The sequence below is a fragment of the Reticulibacter mediterranei genome (assembly GCF_016587455.1).
In genome coordinates this window covers 5,789,108-5,806,052 of sequence record NZ_BNJK01000001.1, presented here as the reverse complement: position 1 = coordinate 5,806,052, position 16,945 = coordinate 5,789,108, and the positions used below count along the sequence as shown (strand labels likewise).

Genomic DNA, 16,945 nt, shown 5'->3' with positions numbered 1-16,945 from the left:
GTGATGAGTTTTCATCGCTGGCTGTCTTTAGAATAAAACAAATATGTAGCTATGCTCTACCGCAACTTAACGCAACACTTCGCGAAACAGTGGCATGGTTGAGTGGTTGAGACGGAGGAATATAATATGAATATCAAGAGGAGCATGATGAGAGAAAACTCAACACATACTTGATTGTTTTACATGATATCTCCCTGTCTTTGATGGTTTTTTACTAAGATAGTGCGAGGTATATGGAAGGCGAGGATAATTATGGTAGCAGATGTGCGGCAAGAATCTCACATTCTGCGCGTCTCTGTGTATGCCGGTTTAGCCTTCGCTTTAATCGGTATCGTCTGGGGCCTCTTTAGCCATTCTCAAATAGTGATATTCGATGGTCTTTACTCCTTTTTGAACACCCTTTTCTCTTTAGTGGGCGTTTTCGCGTTCAGATTTATCCAGCAAACGGATGATAAGAGATTTCCGTTTGGAAAAAGCGCTATGGAGCCTCTCTCGATTGTTATCCAAACTCTGGGCATCACCTTTCTGTGTGTCTATGCCATCGTTGAAGCTGTGCTGGTGATATTGTCAGGAGGAAGTCACATAGATTTCGGCCTGGTAACTCTTTACGCGGTTGTATCAACGCTGGGCTGTCTCGCCTGCTATCTTTACATTGCTAGACGCAGCAAAACACTTCATTCAGCTTTTGTCGATTTAGAGAAAAAGCAGTGGTTGCTCAGTATACTGCTCAGTGTCGGTGTACTGTCAGGCTTTACAATAGGGTGGATTCTTTCTCGCACCAACACCTTCATTTTTCTGTTACCATACATTGATCCTTTCATGGTACTCATTATGTCGCCTTTTTTTCTACGCATTCCTATTACTACAATGGTACAAAACGTCAAAGAACTCCTCGATATGCCGCCAGAGCCGCAGATACAACATGAAATAGAGGCCATCGTCCAGCGTGTAGAGCAGTCCTATGCCTTTGCGGAGTCCTTTGTGCGCGTAGCGAAAGTTGGGCGCTACATTTTTATTGAAATTGATTTTGTGGTCGGAGGAAAAACTCGCGCGCTGACTATAGAGGATTCCGATGTAGTTAGAAAAGAGATGCATCAGCAACTACAAACCATCCCTTACGAAAAGTGGTTCACCGTTTCTTTTACAGCGGACCGCAAATGGGCGATTTAACCCGATGTGAGTTATTTTCGGCCCTTGCAGCCGCTTCCTGACTGTAAAAAAATTGACGGACCCTCAGGTTGAGACGCGATCTTGACATTCATGTGCTTGCATGGTAATCTTGGTGCTGATAGATTTTGTTTGTTATGACTCTACAGGAATGTAACATTATGAACGGGGTATCACCATTTACAGCCCGCATCGCCGCATGAGAGTGACCACGCCAGGGCTTATGCGGCAGGAAATACGGCGTTAAGGTGTCGGGGCGACTCGCCCCTGGTATTGTGTGCTATTGGCTAAACCCATTAGCATTGTCCTCGCATCTTCCCACTTCCTGTTTCTACTTCATTCTCTTTCGATGGCGTGTGTCGCCGGACAACGATCTCTCGTTGTTTTATGTTGCGAGACTCGCTGCGCTTCCCGCCACACGCACCCACGAGAGACTGTTTGCCCACTCACACCGCATCAGCAGTCTGCTCGCTCAAACTGTCCAGATGTTAACACGCATAAGCCCACCAACATCTCTTTCTTAATCAATACTCAGGAAGCGCATATCAGGAGAAAATATATATGTTACAGATCAATCATATTCATCTTGCTTACGGGCCGCGCATGGTGCTGGATGATGTCTCTTTCACAGTCGCCCCCGGAGAAAAAGCCGGGTTGATCGGAGTGAACGGCGCAGGCAAAAGTTCTCTGCTTAAAATTATTGCTGGTTTCCAGGAGAGCGATAGCGGCACGGTTATGCTACCGCGCAGCTATGGCTATCTATCGCAGGATGTCGCCCATGAAGCGCCAATCGCGGGAGGCGAGCTGGTGCGCGACTTCATCTTCAGTAGCACTGGCCTGGATAAAGCCATTGCAGCTTATGAAGAACATTCAGCACGCATAGCAGCAGCCCAGGATGACGGCGAGCTAGAAACACAGCTTACTCGCTTTGCGCTGGCACAGGATGCATTGGAGCGGCTTGGCTACTACGATGCCGATGCTCGCTGCGAACAACTGATTGCAGGCTTAAACCTGGGAGGCGTCACGCTGGACCGCACGGTCAGCACGCTCAGCGGTGGACAAAAGACGAAGCTCGCCCTGGTGCGGCTGCTATTCCAGTCTCCCGATCTGTTGCTACTCGACGAACCAACGAACTTTCTCGATGTAGAGGCGACTGGCTGGCTGATGGAGTTCCTGGAAAGCTATCAGGGAGCCATCCTGATCATCTCACACGACATCGATCTGCTTGATCGCAGCATTACTAAGATCCTGCGCCTCAACGAGTTTACACACAAAGTTGAGGAGTATCGCGGCACCTACTCTAACTACCTGACCATCACCGGCGATGCTCTGGCCTTGATCGAAAAAACCAGACGCTTGCAGGAACGCGAGATCGAGCGCTTGCGCAAAACCTCGCAAAAACTACGCAAGTTCGGCGCTACCAGGGTAAGCCAGCGCAACTCCATCGATAGACGCATCGAGGCGCTGGAAAAGAGCAAGCCGCAGCAGGTCCAGAGCAGCCGCAGCATCAAGATCGACTTTCCGGTTCGCTATGCAAGCGAGCGCACCGTATTGCTCGCCGAAGGTCTCTGTAAGAGCTATGGCAAGCGGCAGATCTTCCGCGATATCAACTTCCAGGTGGAGCGAGGCCAAAGGCTGGTTATCGTCGGGCTGAACGGTGCCGGAAAAACGACGCTGTTACGCACCTTGCTCGATCTGACCCCACTGACGGCAGGTGATGTCGTGATCGGCGACCGCGTGCGATTGGGCTACTATGCTCAGGAGAACGAGGGACTCAACTACGACAATACCGTCATTCACGAGGCGGGCGACGTGTTGCCGGATAATATGAAGCGCGTACGAAGCATCCTGGGGCGTTTCCTGTTCACCGGGGATCGCGTTTTCCAACAGATCGGCACGCTCAGTGGTGGCGAGAAAACGAGGTTAGCGCTGGCAAAGATGGTGCTGGATGGTCCCAATCTGTTAATCCTCGACGAACCGACCACGCACCTTGATGTGATGTCGCGCAACATTATTGGTGAAGCACTAAGCAGCTACAACGGTACCATCATAGCTGTCACGCACGATATCGAGTTCGTGCGCCATCTCAACCCGGACACGCTCCTGCTCATGCCGGAGGGACGTACTGTTCTCTATGATACTCGCTATGACGAATTACTGGAGCGTGCATAAGAGAAACGCACTCAAGCTGTCGTATTCGAGCGATTTATCGCGGTGACCTGAATTACTTCATATGGTATCCACTGCGATAAATCGCTCGAATACGAACATATCATTATTGTCAAAAAATCATCACTACGCGCTTTATAAATTTATAGACTTAACGCGCGTTTCAAATGCTCCAGCGACGTGTTCCCACCAGAACAGATGATTGCTACCTTCTTGCCAGCCAGTTCATCACGCATGCGATAGGCGGCGGCGAGGGTTGACGCGCCTGCTGCTTCAGCAAGCGTGTGAGCACGTTCGATCATATGTACCATTGCCTGCAAAATCTCTTCATCACTCACCAGGACAAACTCTTTGAGCCGCCCCCACATAATCTTCTGTGGCAACTCAAACGCCGTTCCCGTCGCTAGCCCCTCGGCGATGGTGCGATTGGACGCGGTCTCTAAACGCTGCTGTCGCCAGCTTTCGTAAGCGGCAGGGGAGGCTTCGGATTGCACGCCGATTACACGAATGGCTGGATTGAGTGTGTTTGCCGCGATACAGGCTCCCGCCGCGCCGCTGCCGCCGCCAATCGGCACAATGATCACTTCTATGCCCGGCTCATCCTCCAACAACTCTAGCGTCGCCGTTGCCACACCCGCAATCAGCAGCGGCTCGTCGCCAGAATGGATGTAGCGATACCCATGCTCGCGGGCCAATTCTTCACAATGTAGCCTGGCTTCATCGAAGGTCGCACCATAGAAAATAACTTCCGCTTCCATACCACGCATCGCAGCCACTTTGCCTGGATTCGCCTTCTCTGGCACCACAATGATCGCCTTGACCCCGAACTGCCGCGCGGCATATGCCACTGACTGCCCATGATTGCCAGTCGAGGCAGCAATAACGCCGCGCTCGCGCTCCTCCGCGCTTAATTGCGAGATCAGGTTAATGCCACCTCGCACCTTGAACGCCCCCACTGGCTGATAGTTTTCATGTTTTACATAAATCTCAGTTCCAATCAGTGTATTTAACGCGGGATAGGAATGTAAGGGTGTCTTTGCCAGATAGGGTCGAATACGACGCCTCGCCTGTAAAACATCCTGAAAATCGGGGAGATGCATTGTTCTATCCTTCTCTTTCCCTCTACAATACAGATGAAAGTTACAATTATCCGAGCCTTTGGTAAATTATACGATAGTACTTCTCTTCTTCTTCATCATCTTCCCAATCTTCCAATTCTTGGACGAATACCCAATGAGCCTGTTCTAATCGCCATCGAATATAGGCAAGAATGTCTTCTGTAGCAACATCGTAGTAGTCGATGTACGCAATTAACAATCCAGATTTTGTGGGATGTGTTAATTCTATCACTCTCTCCGTGGTGAGCGTTCTGATGTGTGGTATTACCACGTACAACAAGTTTTGGGACCACTCATCACCTCTTGCAACTTCTAACTCTACTGGTACATATTTTTCTTGCTCTGATAGAGGTTCACCTTCCTCCTCCTCTTCCTCTTCCAAATCGTCATCTTCCTCCTCTTCCGAATCGTCATCGATGGCGAGGTATGTTTCAGTGATTGGCATCACACGGAGAGTGACCGTACCGGTATCAAGTCTTTCAAAAACTTCCTCTATAGTTGCTTGCCTGTCATAGCCCAGGTTTGATTCTTGCATTGCAGCTGTACTCCCTTCCAGATACTGTTTTGCTTTTACATGGTAAAACGCAATGAAGCTCTTCTTTTAAAGAATTCGTAAAAATTGAAAGGACATTTAATAGTATCGAAGCGACATCTTAAAAATCGAGGAGATGCATTGTTCTGTCCTTCTTTTTCGCTCTACAACAGACAACAACAGTGCAGCTCATTCGTACAGTATCATATATAGATATACATGTATCTGACGTTGGCAAGAACCATGTGCACTCATTTCAGAGGAGAAATCCATTGCAACAGAACAATGATACCCGACTCAGTTTAAACGATGTCTACCAACCTGAATACGTCGCCAACCCTTACAAACTCTACCATAGGTTGCGCAAGGCCGATCCGGTCTTCTGGGATGAGCAATTGGGCGGCTGGGTGCTGACCAGCTACAACGATGTAGTGGCAATGCTGCGCGATCCTCGCTTTTCCGCTCAACGTTTCGTAACTGATAAAGAATGGATGCCAACGGACATGGTGGAGGCGCTTGGCTCCCCCATGCGTGCGCTCACCCGCCAGATGCTCTTTCTCGATCCACCCGATCATACACGTCTGCGTGGCCTGGTCTCAAAAGCCTTCACACCACGCGTTATCGAAGGGTTGCGCGAACATATTCAACAGATCGTCGATGATCTACTCGACAAAGCGCTACCTCAGGGACATATCAATCTTATTCAAGAATTTACATATCCATTGCCAGCAATTGTCATTGCTGAGATGTTGGGAGTGCCGCCAGAGGATCGTGAGATATTTTTTAAATGGACCAACGATTTCGGTACAATTCTTGACGGCGGCGAACTGACCCAGGAGCAACTGGTGCAAGCATTTATGGGCGTCAGCGAGTTTATGGATTATTTCCGCCAGATCATTGCTCAGCGCCGCACTCAGACCAAAGACGACGTGATCCAGGCTCTCATTACAGCTGAAGAGGGCGGCAGTATGTTGAGCGAGGAAGAGCTGCTTGGCAACTGCATTCTTTTGCTTGCCGCTGGTCACGGAACCACAACGCACCTGCTGGGCAACGGCATGCTGGCACTGCTGCGCAACCCCACGCAATATCAATTACTTAAAGAGCAGTCCGACCTGCTGCAACTGGCGGTTATGGAACTGTTGCGCTACGACGGGCCGGTGCAGGTTACGGCGCGCAAAGCAAAAGAAAATCTGGTCCTCCGCGATAAAAAGATCGAGGCCGGACAAAACGTCTATGCAGTTCTGGGAGCCGCCAGCCACGATCCGGCGCAATTCGCAGATCCCGACCGGCTGGACATCCAGCGCGCGGAAAATCGTCACCTCGCTTTTGGACAGGGCATCCATTATTGCTTGGGCGCGCCGCTGGCCCGGCTCGAAGCCGAGATTGCTCTGGGCGCTTTGATCAGACGTTTGCCCGCCCCTAGAATCGAGAACGAAGCAGAGGTTGAGTTCTTTCCCGCTATGATCTTTCGCGGCCTCAATGAACTACCTCTGACGCTTGGTTCGTGATTATTGCTTGTTTTCTGTGACGCCAATGTAACCTTGCCTGAACGCTTTGTGATGGGGTAGAGACGTTGCTCGCTTATAGTTAAAGCAACGAAACAGGAATTGATCCGAGACCCACACAGGGAGGTAAGGCAATGGGATACATTTTGATACTCATTCTGACAACAATTGGCATCTATCTGTTTGGAGAAAGGTTGCTCACGGTCCCAGATACCGCTCACGCCTACTTATGGCGCTGGTGGGAGTTCTGGTTCTCGTTAAGCTGTATTGTCGCGATTGTGCTTGTCGCTATCGGCAATGGCGGTATGAGCAACATGCTTCCCTGGGCCGCCGCAAGCTTCAGTGGTCTGCTTGGACTGTTGTTCGCCCTGGCCCTGATCGTTTCTCATCCTGCAAGAACGAGCCTCCATCTCTTCAAACATAAGAGACATGCGCACTAACGCAACAGGCTGGCGACACTATAGCTTTTCTTCGTTCGCCGCCAGCCCTTGATTTTTGGGCCATTTTCGTGTATACTTATATACAATCAATTCATCAGGAGCGTCAAACGAGCGTGATAGTTTTCAACTAATTCCACAACAATTACACAGAATCCATCTGACCTGTTGCAACCTTTGTTGCGGTCTGACCTGTGCTGTTGTGGGACATGGTGAAGAAGGCTATCATTTTTTTGTGCTCTACACACACTATCTGGCTTTTTCCAGATTACACCTTTTCCCTGCCGCTTCACCACCTGCTTTCCTACAACATCTATCTCACCGCTCCGTCAGATGATGACACATCTTCTTTCATGATTCACAATATTATTCATTGGAGGGCTGCATTGACAGATAACGGCAAGCAGATAAACACCACCATTACCAATCATGCAACGGCGCAGAAAACCTCTATTGCGAAGGAGACACGTATGACAGAACGCAATGCCCCCAATACACAAATACAGATGACACAAATACAAGACGATAAACCGATGAGCGGCCTGCTCTCCCAGGCACCACAACGCGCAATTCTGGTGGGAGTGGAGATGCCTGAGAACGAGTGGCCCGTGCAGGAATCGATGGATGAACTGGAGCAACTGGCCTCCACTGCTGGCGTGACCTGTGCCGATCGCATCGTGCAAAAGATGGAGCATCCCCATCCCGCCACGCTGCTTGGAACGGGCAAAGTGAAAGAGGTCGCCGAACTGGTCGAATTTCATGATTGCGACGCCGCCATCTTCGATCTAGAACTCAAACCAGTTCAGCACCGTAACCTGGAACGCGAACTTGGCGTCCCGGTTCTCGACCGCACAGCGCTGATCTTAATCATCTTTGGACAGCGCGCCCGCACTCGTGAAGGTCGCTTACAGGTTGAGCTAGCTCAGATCGAGTATGATCTGCCTCGTCTGGCGCGCCAATGGTCCCACCTCTCACGACAGCGTGGTAGCACACAGCAGCGCGGCGAAGGTGAGAAGCAGATCGAGGTTGACCGCCGTATGCTGCGTCGCCAGAAAGATCAGCTTGAAGAGGAGATCGAGCAGGTACGCGCACAGCGACAACTCCATCGCGATCGACGCAAATATACTGGTGCACCCGTCGTGGCACTGGTAGGCTATACCAACGCGGGCAAATCAACCCTGCTCAATCGTCTGGCTGGAACACAAAGTCTGGCCGAAGATAAGCTCTTCGCCACGCTTGATCCCATGACCCGGCGCGTGCGGCTGCCCGGCGGCCAGGAAATTCTCCTGACCGATACGGTGGGATTTGTGCAACGCCTGCCAACAACGCTGGTTGCGGCCTTCCGCGCCACGCTGGAAGAGGCAAGCGAGGCTGATCTCCTGCTACATGTAGTCGATGCCTCACATCCACACGTGCTGCGTCAGATCGAAGTCGTGGAGCAGGTGTTGGAGGAAACCGGCGCTGGTGGCCTGCCAGTGGTTATCGCGCTTAACAAAATCGACCAGATGCCTGCCGATATGCAACTGCATCTGGAAGGATTGGCGGCGAAAATGCCGAGCGTGCGCGTCTCAGCCATCGACGGCACCGGCATTGATGCGCTTTTACGCTGCATCAGCGACGCCCTGATCCGGCAATTCGTCGAACTGGACGTGTTGATCCCCTACGAGCGCGGCGATCTGGTGGCTCTCTTCCATCGCTTCGGTACTATCGACAGCGAGGAATATGAAGAGAACGGAACGCATCTACATGGACATATCCCGGCCAATCACAGCGGCCCGTTTACAGCATTTCAGCACCGTTTAGCGGCTGTAAAACGCGCATAATGTAGTAGTATCAGACGTGTATGGAAAGGGCTTATGATCCTTCTCATACACGTCTGTAACTTATCAGATGAAATGGCCTCTCGGACTTTGAGGGTTGCAGATTACCCAAAAATTACGCATCCACAACTGCTAATAAACGAACTAAAATGGGATCTCCACGGTTCCCCCACATACTTTGGGCTATATAAGTCCCAGTGATAAGCGCTTCCCTTATAATTGGTCTTTGTATAAGCCGTTGTTGTCCGACAGCCGCCATAGGAATAGAAAGAATGGACCTTCTTGAGGGAAGAATTGGGCATGCCATAGGAGACCGTTTCAGAGCAAGTGCCTCTGGAACCATAAACTGACACTGGCCCCCCTTCCAATTGTTATCAGGGAATAACTTGATAATCAGCGTTGATTTGGCGAGCGCTGCCAGGGGTTGATTACCGGCAACGTACCCAGAAGAAAGCACCTGAGAGACACTTTCGCCAGGGTGGAGCGCGTCAAGAACGACAACGTAGCTGGTCTGTGATGCCGCCTGTGCATTGGAAGCAAGCAAAAACGCGCTGACAGGCACATAGATTGCCACAAGCATCGCAAGTAAAGCCAGGTGATATCTCCATCTGGGCAAACGGACAGAGAAGAGCTGTTTCATCGTTGTATTTCCTTTTTCAAGTGATGAATCCCATAGATGATCAAGATTGTGATACAGAAGATGTAGTAAACCAGCCTGAATGTTTCACCTATGGTTATAGCTTCAAAAAGGAAAAAATGGAATTGGGACTGAGTTGGAAATGAATTAGAAAATGGGAGTTGTGCGCACTAGTGGATCTAATAGCGAAGATTGTCATGAGACCACAGCTTTACAGCGTTGCTCAACTTCCTTTGCTAACTGCTCCAACACATTACCTGCTCTTCTGGCTAAATACCTCTCTGGACATATCTTGCACAATCCTGTACGCCTCCGTCAGGCTCACATCAGTTCGTTCGCGGTAATAGCGGATCGCCAGTGCTTCGTAACCGCAATGGATAAGAAATTGCAATGAGGCTAAATCAAGCTCAAACGTACCCTGCGCAAAGGACCAGTCATTCTTATTGAGCAGGTTTTGGAGAAAGTCTATCGCCCCTACAGCCTCGCTCGATATAGCACCAGTGCTTTGACAAAAATAGATCATTGCATCCTGGCGACAACCAGCTTGCAGCAGCAGCGCCGTCACAAGAGGATCAGCACCCTGTTGCCCAGAAGCTAACGCAGCATTATCGTACAAAGCATTGATCGCCTGTGCAGCTTCCTCCCAGGAAACATCGTGTTGAGAACGGTAGAGATCGATGGCACGATAACGCAGCAGGGCGACGAACGAGGCAGAAGGCGCGGTCAGCGTATTGAGCAGTTCCCGGCGCACCTGCACCTGACGAATGTTCTCGCGCAATCGAGGAAAGCGCTCATATGTAATAGGGCGAACTTGAACAGAGCGACGAGCAGAGATCGTTTCGCGCGACCTGTCCTGCGGGAGTGAGCGCTGACGACGAGAAGATAGGCGGCCCAATAACCAGCCAGCCAGAATACAAAAAAGGATGAGGACAACATAGTTCAGAATATCCGGCATAGACACTGATCCCCCCTTGATAGAAGTTTCCCGAGGACACGCCGATCATAACGTTTTTTGTGGAGATTGGCAAGAGATAATGAGACTCTCTCCACCTTAGAGAAGTCCCATTACCTCCATACCTCAATAGAAGCGAGATTTTATTTGATACCGGTAGATTTGATCGATTCAATCAGTTGGCGCTGGAAGAAGAAAAACAGCAGTAATGTTGGTATCGCCGCAACCACCGATGCCGCCATAACGTAGTTCCAGGCTGAGGAGTATTGCTGTTGAAAGGCCGCAATACCAATCTGGACCATCCAAAAGTTCTGATCGCTGGTGATAGTAAGAGGCCAGAGAAAGCTATTCCAGTTTGCCAGGAAGAAAAAGACGGCCAGGGCCGACATAATCGGCCTACTTAAAGGAAGGATCAGATGCCAGTAGACTTGCCAGTAGCTACACCCATCGAGTACTGCCGCCTCGCCCAGTTCTCGCGGAATAGTAATATAAAACTGACGCAGCATAAAAATGCCAAAAGCATTGAAGATAGCAGGGATAATCAGGCCGCCATAGGAGTTGAGCAGGCCCAGCGTCTTAACCAGGATAAAGAGTGGCACCAGAATAATCGGGAGCGACACTAGAAACGTCGAGAAAATGGCGAGAAAGATTACATCGCGTCCGGGGAACTTGAGCCAGGAAAGCGCATAGGCCGCCATCGAATGAAAGAGCAGGGCAACCACCGTCACAGTCACTGCAACAAAAAAACTGTTGAGCATATAGGTCAGGAAAGGCACCTGGGTAAAGACGTAGATGAAATTGCTCAGTGTGGCTGCCTGTGGAATCAAGCTGTTCGAGCCGGTCTCGTCCGGTCCCTTGAAAGCTGCTGAGAGCATCCAGAGCAACGGGAAGATCGTTAAGAGGGCCAGGATAAGCGTCACCACAAATACAATGATGCGCTTTGGCCTCAGATATTCGGAGCGCACGGCCATATTACTCGAAATCAAAACGACCTCCCTTCGTCACAGCAAACATAATGATGGTAGCCACAAGCATAATCACGACCAGGAACGAGGCCATCGCTGCGGCATAGCCATAATGTCCGAACTGGAATGCCTGTTGATAGATGTAGAAGATACCCAGCGCCGTTGAATTCACCGGACCGCCTTTGGTCATCACATAAATCAGGTCAAAGCCGCTCTGACCCGACACAGCAGAGACCATCAGAGTAAGCAGGACAAAGAAGCTGGTTGGCCTGAGCAGCGGCCAGGTAATATTCCAGAAAGATGTCCAACCTCCGGCCCCATCAATGCTTGCCGCCTCATAATATTCGCGTGGGATCTCCTGCAATCCAGCCAGAAAGATAATCATGTTGTAGCCCATGCTGAACCAGATCACCACACACAGCACCGTTCCCAACGCCAGTCGGGGATCACCCAGCCAGGAAAACGAGCCAAGCCCCATTGATTGCACCAGCTGCGTCACCAGACCAATATTATCGGCCAGCATGTATTTCCAGACGAACCCAACCACCACCAGACTCACGACATTAGGAATAAAGAACATACTACGCAAAATACCCACAAAAGGGATGCGCTGTTTTACCAGCAGCGCCAGCAGCAATCCAGCAATGAAAATGCCAGGAACCACCAGCACTACATAGGTTACAGTGACGCGCAAGCTGGTAAGAAATTGCGCGTCGGCAAACATCAAAAGATAATTTCGCGTGCCAACAAAACTAAAATTGCCGAATCCATCAACTTCAAAGAAGCCCAGACCAAGCGAAATCAGCATTGGAACCGCCAGAAACACGAGCAATCCTAGCAAGTCCGGTGCCAGGAAGAGATACCCGGCAATCCACTCACGATGTTTGCGAGAGAGGCCGCTACCGCGATACCTCCCCCGAACCTGACGTACTCCGTCTTTCTCCTGAACAGCGGAAGTCGTACTCATACCCTCTGGCCTCCAAATAACCAGACTACATTATCAATAGCAGTTGATTGTGATTTTGCGGTCAGTACATGCGGCAAGCGACAACCGCAAGGAATTGCGCCAACCGCAAGGGATTGGCGCTACTACCGTCATGCCTTTATAAATTAGAACATCGGCGCTCCCGAATAGCCGCTGAGGAAGGTATCAATGGTTTTAGCAGCATTTTCGGCTTGCTGCTGGGGATCAGCACCATTGAGCATACAGGCCTGAATCGCATCGGAAACGGGCTTATAGACCTCTGGTGGATAGCGTGGCTCGCCGCGAACGCCTGGAGCAATCTCATCCTTAAAGATCTTCATCGGCCCATTGCTAAAGCCACCATCTTTTGCCGCCGCATCCATCACCGATTTACGTGGCCCGATATCAGACTTGGCTTTGATGATCCAATCGACGCCGCGCTGAATAGAATCTTCTTTTGCAGAAGCAAGTGCCCAGGCGCAGAACTTGGCGGCCTCCTCAGCATTGGGACCCTTGGCATTGGCACAGAACGCCCAACCGCCGCCAATCGTCCTATCCTTGCCACCAGTGGGAATCGGCAACTTGAAGACGCCATATTTGAATTTGGGAGCGCTTTCGCGCATCGCCGAAATACCCCAAATGCCGCAATTTACGATAGCAGCATAGTTGCCGTTCATATTCGCCACAATATCGGAGCCACCAGTGCCAACAGTAGTCCGGGGTGCGATTCCACGCTTTACTGCGTCCTGCCAGAGCTTCAATGCCTTTACCGCTGCCTCAGAGTTAAAGCCGCTCTTCTTTGTGTTGGGATCAACCACCTCGCCACCAGCTTGCCAGAGAAAAGGATACCAGGTAAAGTTTTGATAATAGCCGGGGGTCGTCTCAAATAAAATACCGTAGCGTTTGGCGGTCTTGAGTTTCGCACCTACCTCCAACAACTCGTCCCAGGTTTTCGGCACATCGTTTTCGTTGAGTCCGGCTTTCTCAAAAGCATCGACGCTATAGTAGAAGGCCATCGGCTCCACTTCCATTGGTATACCGTAAATCTTCCCGTCAACCTGTCGTGTGGCTATCACATCAGGATAAAAATCGTCCTGGACCGATTTATCGATGTACGGCGTCAAATCTTTCAGCACCCCACCATTGTAGTAGCGCAAGAAATCGCCGGGGCTAATCAGGAACAGGTCTGGTCCCTGACCCGAAGCAAACGAGGTCTGAAGCTTGGAGCCATTAGTGTAATCGGTAATGTACGTGAGCTTGATCTGGCTCTTATTGGCTTTGTTCCAGGCATCAACCATCGACACAAACCACTGAGCCTGCTGCTTGGAACTGCCACCCGGGGCGTAGAAATTCCAGAATTGCATTGCGCCAGACGCACCACCGCTGCTGCCACTACTCCCTCCGCAAGCCGCCAGCAAGCTAGAAATACCACCAACGCTCAGGGCCGCCGCACTGGTAGCACCGGCACCTTTCAAAAATGATCGGCGAGAAAAGTCTTGTTTCTCAAACTTTTGCAGTTGAGGACGCTCTGTGTCCATGCATTCACCATGTCTTTCTTTTGCGGTAACGTTCCGCAACGGTTTTCATGAAAGACGTTGAGGGGCGAGGCCAGGCCAGCGCAACCTTGCAGGAGGCCAAACCACCATCCCCACCATTTTCTATACAGCATCTCTAGCCGGAAAACCGGGCAATAGAGAGCTGACAGATAGAGAGAGGCCGTTTCTCGCGAGTAAACAAAGCCACTATGTGAAAACATTTTCTTTACAAAAACGATAATTCCCCATCAGAACCTTGAAATTGTTTTCACATATTTGTGCCGTCTCATTACACAACATAGTACACAGCCGGATTATTCTTGTCAACCCTCCAGCAAGGAATTTTAAAATCTCAATTAAAATTCTCATTTTACCCTGATTTTACCTTTTTATCTGTTTCTTTTTCGCTCTTGACAAAGCAAGATGCGGTTCACTATACTCATCTCAAGAGATGTTACCCGACATCCATTTTCCATTGCTATGAAATCATTTTCATATTATTTCATTCTCCCGGCATCAAGCGAATGGATCTTGAAAATGATTTCATAGCTAGACATGGAAACACGAGCGCGGGTACAGAGCTATGAGTGGGGCAATACTGGGCACTCATTTACTCGCTACCGGAAAGATAAAACTGTAAACACATGGCAACCATTCAAGATGTCGCCAGGCATGCAAAAGTCTCAATCGCGACCGTTTCACGCGTCCTCAACGGGACAGCACATGTTAATCCAGAGGTGGTAACGCGTGTGCGCGCCGCTATTGAGGCGCTGAACTATCAGCCGAGTCGAGCAGCGCGGCTATTGCGAGCCAACCATTCAAGCATTATCGGTCTGCTGATTAGCGATATTCAAAATCCGTTTTTCACCACACTGATTCGCGGAGTCGAGGATGTCGCACATCGCAACGGCTATAGCTTGATTCTCTGCAATTCGGATGAAAATCCGCAGAAGGAGCAGCAGTCGATTGAGGTGTTGTGCGCGGAACGGGTCGCTGGTGTGCTGGTAGTTCCCACACGCGAACAGCCACACATATTACAACCATTTCACCAGCATCATATTCCGGTAGTTGCGGTGGATAGGCGCATTAAAGATGCCAGTACCGATGTGATCCTGATCGATAATCAGCGTGGCGTCTACGATGCCATTTTGCATCTGCACACCAATGGCTATCGGCGCATCGGCATTATCAGTGGACCTAAAACGGTGACGACCGGGCGCGAACGCCTGGAGGGATATCGTCAGGCGCTCAAAGATGTGGGCCTGCCACGTGATCCGCAGCTTGAGCGCAATGGCACGTTCAAGCAGGAAGACGGGTATCAGCTAACGCAGGAGTTGTTAGATGTGCAACCACCTATCGATGCGTTATTTGTTGGCAATAATGTGATGACCATAGGGGCGCTTGAGGCCATTACTGCTCGCGGCCTACGTATTCCCGACGATATCGCTCTTGTGGGCTTCGACGAGATGCCCTGGGCCGCCCTGAGTGCCATTTCACTCACCACGGTCACGCAACCGGTGTATGAACTGGGCAGTACGGCAGCGTTACGCCTTTTTCAACGCCTACAACAGCCGGAAACATGTTCACGGCAGGAGATTATGCTGGCGCCCACGCTCTGCATTCGCGGATCTTCTCGCCCTCCTGAGCCAGAGCATTCCGCCTGTGAGGAGATGACATCTCACCGTTAATATTTTCGCTTGTCTCTGAAAGGAGCGCAGATTCAATGGCAACTATAGGTTTGTTAACCTTTTCTGATGGCCGTCCGTTCGTTGCTGAGCAGGTAGATGAGTTGAATCGTCGTTCTCAGGATCGTATTCGCCATCACCTCGAAGCAGATGGGCATCGCGTGATCGCCGGTGAAGAGATTATCTGCACCAACGAAAGCGCCGTGCGTGAGGCCAAACGCCTTGCCGCCAATGGCTGCGATTGTACTATTTTCAACTTCGCCGTCTGGGTATTTCCGCACCTGCCAGCGCTGGCTTCGCGTTTTGCGCCCGGTCCCTTCCTGCTCTTCAGTAATATCAATCCGCAATACCCTGGATTGGTAGGCATGCTTGCCAGCGCCGGCGGACTGAATCAGGCTGGCACCCCATATGCACGTGCGTATGGCGATATCGAGGATAACACCACTTATAATCGCATCAGCACATTTGTACGCGCTGCCGGGGCCGTGTCAAGACTGCGTGGACAGACTTTTGGCCTGATTGGTGGCCGTCCGATGGGAATGTATACCGCAACCGCCGATCCCGCCACATGGCTCTCCGTCTTCGGCGTCGATGTCGAACACATCGACCAGGGCGAAATCATCCGTCTGGCTGCCGAGGTGCCACAGGCAAAGGTAAGTTCGGCCTTCAAGTGGCTGGAGGAGAACATCGGACATATTCATTACGATGGGCAACAGCTCACACCAGAGAAGCTCCAGACGCAGATTCGCGCCACCTATGCGATGAAACAGCTTATTGAGGAGTATCGCCTCGACTTCTCCGGCATCAAAGCACAGCCCGAACTGACCAATCACTTCTGCACAATGGATGTCACCGAAGCCTTCCTCAATGATCCTTACGATTGGGACGGGCCACACGAGCCACACGTCTGCGCGACCGAGGCCGATATGGATGCGGCGCTGACGATGCAGATCTTCAAGCATCTGGCACATACGCCGGTTCTCTTCGCCGATGTGCGCCACTATCATGCCGATCTGGGCATCTGGGATCTATGTAACTCCGGCGAGCATGCGACCTATTTTGCGGGCGGCTCATTTGACCCTAAAGATAACCTGTCCAATGTCCACTTCTACCCGGAAGGCTTCTACTTCCCGGCTGGTGGGGCGAGCGTGCATCATCTGGCGCATCCAGGCAAGGCAACGTTTGCTCGCCTGACCCGGCTCAATGGCAAGTACTGGCTGGCGATTCTACGCGGCGAGTTTGTACAATACGATGCAGAGAAGAACATGTCGCTGATGAAGCAAACTGATCTGGCGTGGCCGCACGCCTTTACCCGCTTCGAGTGTTCCGCCGATGAGTTTATCGCAACATATGCCAGCAACCATATTCACGCCGTCTATGGCGATTGGGTTGAAGAGTTGCGCACGGTTGCCAATCTGCTGGGCATCGAGGCGCGCGTGTATGGCGAGGGCCGCTAATC

General features: G+C 50.9%; 14 protein-coding genes. 7 read left to right on the top strand and 7 right to left on the bottom strand.

Going from position 1 to position 16,945, the window contains the following annotated elements; translation table 11 throughout:
- Positions 1-252 precede the first annotated feature (252 nt).
- Together K3T83_RS25090 and K3T83_RS25085 are read left to right on the top strand one after the other, a co-directional pair.
- The gene (locus tag K3T83_RS25090; RefSeq protein WP_220205662.1) at positions 253-1,170 is read left to right on the top strand and encodes a cation diffusion facilitator family transporter; all 918 of its coding nucleotides are present in this window, start codon (positions 253-255) and stop codon (positions 1,168-1,170) included.
- Positions 1,171-1,728: 558 nt separating this feature from the next.
- The gene (locus tag K3T83_RS25085; RefSeq protein ID WP_220205661.1) at positions 1,729-3,339 is read left to right on the top strand and encodes an ABC-F family ATP-binding cassette domain-containing protein; all 1,611 of its coding nucleotides are present in this window, start codon (positions 1,729-1,731) and stop codon (positions 3,337-3,339) included.
- A gap of 140 nt (positions 3,340-3,479) precedes the next feature.
- On the opposite strand, the gene K3T83_RS25080 is transcribed toward K3T83_RS25085, so the two are convergent.
- Both K3T83_RS25080 and K3T83_RS25075 read right to left on the bottom strand, forming a co-directional pair.
- The gene (locus tag K3T83_RS25080) at positions 3,480-4,436 is read right to left on the bottom strand and encodes a threonine ammonia-lyase (RefSeq protein WP_220205660.1); all 957 of its coding nucleotides are present in this window, start codon (positions 4,434-4,436) and stop codon (positions 3,480-3,482) included.
- A 46-nt stretch (positions 4,437-4,482) separates the two neighbouring features.
- On the bottom strand, positions 4,483-4,989 hold the full coding sequence (locus K3T83_RS25075; RefSeq protein WP_220205659.1) for a hypothetical protein: 507 nt from the start codon (positions 4,987-4,989) through the stop codon (positions 4,483-4,485).
- A 269-nt stretch (positions 4,990-5,258) separates the two neighbouring features.
- On the opposite strand from K3T83_RS25075, the gene K3T83_RS25070 reads away from it, so the two are divergent.
- The 3 genes from K3T83_RS25070 to hflX all read left to right on the top strand — a co-directional run bounded on the left by K3T83_RS25070 (position 5,259) and on the right by hflX (position 8,751).
- The gene (locus K3T83_RS25070; RefSeq protein ID WP_220205658.1) at positions 5,259-6,494 is read left to right on the top strand and encodes a cytochrome P450; all 1,236 of its coding nucleotides are present in this window, start codon (positions 5,259-5,261) and stop codon (positions 6,492-6,494) included.
- 131 nt (positions 6,495-6,625) lie between these two features.
- On the top strand, positions 6,626-6,931 hold the full coding sequence (locus K3T83_RS25065; RefSeq protein WP_220205657.1) for a hypothetical protein: 306 nt from the start codon (positions 6,626-6,628) through the stop codon (positions 6,929-6,931).
- 467 nt (positions 6,932-7,398) lie between these two features.
- Entirely contained in the window at positions 7,399-8,751 is a 1,353-nt protein-coding gene (gene hflX, locus K3T83_RS25060; protein WP_236064987.1) for a GTPase HflX, read from the top strand.
- A 112-nt stretch (positions 8,752-8,863) separates the two neighbouring features.
- On the opposite strand, the gene K3T83_RS25055 is transcribed toward hflX, so the two are convergent.
- From K3T83_RS25055 to K3T83_RS25035, 5 genes are all read right to left on the bottom strand, one after another.
- Complete coding sequence (locus K3T83_RS25055) at positions 8,864-9,388, bottom strand: hypothetical protein (RefSeq protein WP_220205656.1); 525 nt, start codon at positions 9,386-9,388, stop codon at positions 8,864-8,866.
- A 250-nt stretch (positions 9,389-9,638) separates the two neighbouring features.
- Positions 9,639-10,340 (bottom strand): hypothetical protein, encoded by a 702-nt coding sequence (locus tag K3T83_RS25050; protein ID WP_220205655.1) that lies wholly within the window; start codon positions 10,338-10,340, stop codon positions 9,639-9,641.
- Between the two features lie 140 nt (positions 10,341-10,480).
- Entirely contained in the window at positions 10,481-11,308 is an 828-nt protein-coding gene (locus tag K3T83_RS25045; RefSeq protein WP_373324607.1) for a carbohydrate ABC transporter permease, read from the bottom strand.
- Position 11,309: 1 nt separating this feature from the next.
- A complete protein-coding gene (locus K3T83_RS25040; protein ID WP_220205653.1) occupies positions 11,310-12,269 on the bottom strand; it encodes a carbohydrate ABC transporter permease in 960 nt (319 codons plus the stop codon).
- Between the two features lie 143 nt (positions 12,270-12,412).
- Complete coding sequence (locus K3T83_RS25035; protein ID WP_220205652.1) at positions 12,413-13,804, bottom strand: extracellular solute-binding protein; 1,392 nt, start codon at positions 13,802-13,804, stop codon at positions 12,413-12,415.
- 641 nt (positions 13,805-14,445) lie between these two features.
- Here K3T83_RS25035 and K3T83_RS25030 point away from each other — a divergent pair.
- Positions 14,446-15,489 (top strand): LacI family DNA-binding transcriptional regulator, encoded by a 1,044-nt coding sequence (locus tag K3T83_RS25030; protein WP_220205651.1) that lies wholly within the window; start codon positions 14,446-14,448, stop codon positions 15,487-15,489.
- Between the two features lie 35 nt (positions 15,490-15,524).
- Positions 15,525-16,943: an L-fucose/L-arabinose isomerase family protein gene (locus K3T83_RS25025; RefSeq protein ID WP_220205650.1), complete on the top strand. Its 1,419-nt coding sequence runs from the start codon at positions 15,525-15,527 to the stop codon at positions 16,941-16,943.
- The last annotated feature ends 2 nt before the right edge of the window (positions 16,944-16,945 follow it).